The organism is Xenorhabdus hominickii, from assembly GCF_002632725.1.
GTDB classification, from domain to species: domain Bacteria; phylum Pseudomonadota; class Gammaproteobacteria; order Enterobacterales; family Enterobacteriaceae; genus Xenorhabdus; species Xenorhabdus hominickii.
The window spans coordinates 1-2,494 of the sequence record NZ_NJAI01000023.1 but is presented as its reverse complement, the minus strand read 5'-3'; the positions used below and the strand labels follow the sequence as shown (position 1 = coordinate 2,494).

Annotated in this window: 1 protein-coding gene; it reads left to right on the top strand. The window is 54.6% G+C overall.

Annotated elements, in window-relative coordinates; genetic code table 11:
• A partial coding sequence (locus tag Xhom_RS24575) for a phage tail tape measure protein (protein ID WP_099140117.1) occupies positions 1 to 2,494 on the top strand: 2,494 nt, incomplete at both ends.

The window sequence follows — 2,494 nt, the reverse complement described above, 5'->3', positions numbered from 1 at the left end:
GGGGCAGGACTTTAACTCGGTCGCCCAATCCGGTCAGCGGATCATGAAGGCCCTGTCCGACGGACTGGGGGTCGCCCAAAAAGACCTGAAAGGGCTGGCCGATGCCGGTGAGCTGACCACGCCCAAAATTGTCCCTGCATTAGTCAGCCAGTTGCAGAAAATGCGTGAAGAGTTCGATTCGATGCCGAACAGCGTGAGTGCGGCCTCAACCCGAGTGACGAATGCTTTTCAGCAGTGGGTCGGGGGCGCTAACCAGACCGTCAGTGCGACCACCATCCTGTCCGGCGTGCTGGATGGAGTGGCGAAAAACATGGATACCGTCGCCGCGGCTGGCGTAGTGGCCGCAGGTCTATTCGGGGCAAGAGCGCTGGGTGACAGGATATCCGCAATTGGTGCATCAACGTCTGCGCTGATCCAGAATTCCCGCGCCGAAATTAATAACGCGGATCAAGCCTACCGTAATTCTCAGGTTCAGGTTGCCTCAGCGAGAGCCAGCGCTTATCAGGCACAACAAAACGTTATCGCCGCGCGTTCACGTATGCTTCAAACCACAACGGCACAGACATTCGCCGCAGCAGAAGCGAGACTGAACAGGACACTGGCCGCAGAAGCGGCAGCACAGGCCAGAGTGACACAAAGCATCAATGCAAGAGCTGCCGCCCAAGCCCAGCTCAATGCGGTCACTTCGCTCGGCTCCCGATTGATGGGCGGCGCGCTGGGGTTGATTGGCGGTATTCCCGGCTTGGCAATACTGGCGGGTTCGGCGCTCTATTTTATGCATCAAAAGCAGGAGCAGGCCAAACAATCGGCATTGGAACTCAGGAACAGCACGGAACTGCTGACCGAAGCCTTGGAGGCCATGAATTCACTGGAGGTCAAGAAGCGGGTCTTTGATACACAGGATGACATATCGGCCCAAAACGAAGCCATAGAGAAGCAAAAAAAGTTAGTGGAAGCGCGAAAAATGGATATGGAGCGCACCCGGATTGTGGCCGAAAAAGGCGTCAAGACGCTTTACTCCTCAAGTCCGGTTGAGCAACTGACCGAAGCGACCAGGGTTTATAACAATGAAGTGAACAACCTGGCGCTGATGCAGGAGGGGTTAAGCAATAAGCAAAAAGAATTAAACCTGTTGCAGTCCAGACAATCCGGCCTGCTTCGTGATAATTATGTCGAGATGCTCAATACCCGCGATATCCTGCCGATGTTGACACTGGCGGGCTCCGATTTTAACCGGGTGTTGTCCGCGGGTAACCGCTTGCTGCAAGAGCGGATGACGTTAACACCGGTTCCGTTTGCGCTTCCCCAGATCCCCCTGAACGACAAGCAACAGGACTTTCTGAAGAAGTCGGAGCGTGATCTTGAGCTTTCTTCGTTGCAGGGGGTTGCGAAGGTTAAAAGACAGGCGGAGTTTGCCGCAGAGGATCAAGGGCTAAATACCCCGCAATATCAGGACCATTATCAAAAATACATCAATGATTCGGTCGCGGTATATCAAAACGGGGAAAAAGCCAAAGAGGCGCAGGTTGCCGCTTCAAAAGCCACCAGCGAAGCGGCAAAAGCTGCCCGGGAAGCCGCCAGCGCACAGGAAAACTACCGAAATAAAGTGGCTGACCTGAACCGGGAAATTCAGGTCGAACAGGTACGGATGAAAGACGGCGAGACGGCGGCGGCGCTCTTCGCCTCGTCAATGGACATCAGTGCCAAATACACCGGGAAACAGCGTGAGGAGCTGATCAGGCTCAGCACGGCCAGTATCCAGGCCAAGCAACGCACGAAAGATTTTCAGGATGCCCTCGCCGCTGACCCTTACCGCCAAGCCACTCATGCCCGCCGGGAAGCCGAAGAGCAACTCCAGCGCCAGATTGCCGCCAGCGATATCCAAAGCACCGAAGAAGTTGTGCGTCGCAAGCGGGAAATTCAGTTCAGCTATCTCAGTGCGGTAGCGGAGGCCAATCAGCGCAGTGCGGTCTCTCCCGGTGCGGAATTGGCCGGCAATGTCGATCCGTTGCAGGACCTCCAGAACCAACTGGAGAAACGGAAGGTATTGATTCAGACCTATGCGACCGAGACCCTGATCACCGAACAGCGCAAAAATGAATTACTGATCGCTTCTGATAATGAGACAAATCAGCGCCGTTATGATGCGGCCATGCAACTCTACGCCAGTCAGGGACGGCTACAGAAAATGACGTTAAATATGTTCGTTGTTACACAAGAGAGGATGTCAAACGTATTGACAGGGATGTTAACAGGCACGCAAACATTCAAAGAGGGCATGATTGGCCTGTTCTCTTCTCTGACCCAGAGCATCATTCAGAATCTGGTCGATATGGCGGCACAAGCTATTGTGACCAATGTCATATTGAAATCAATCATGGGTGTTGCAGGTGGCGTTGCCGGAGGCGCGATGGCAGGGGCGGGTGCAGTGGCAGGAACAGCGGCCAATACGGGCGCTATGGGGATGTCCACCAGTTGGCAGGCATATGTGGCA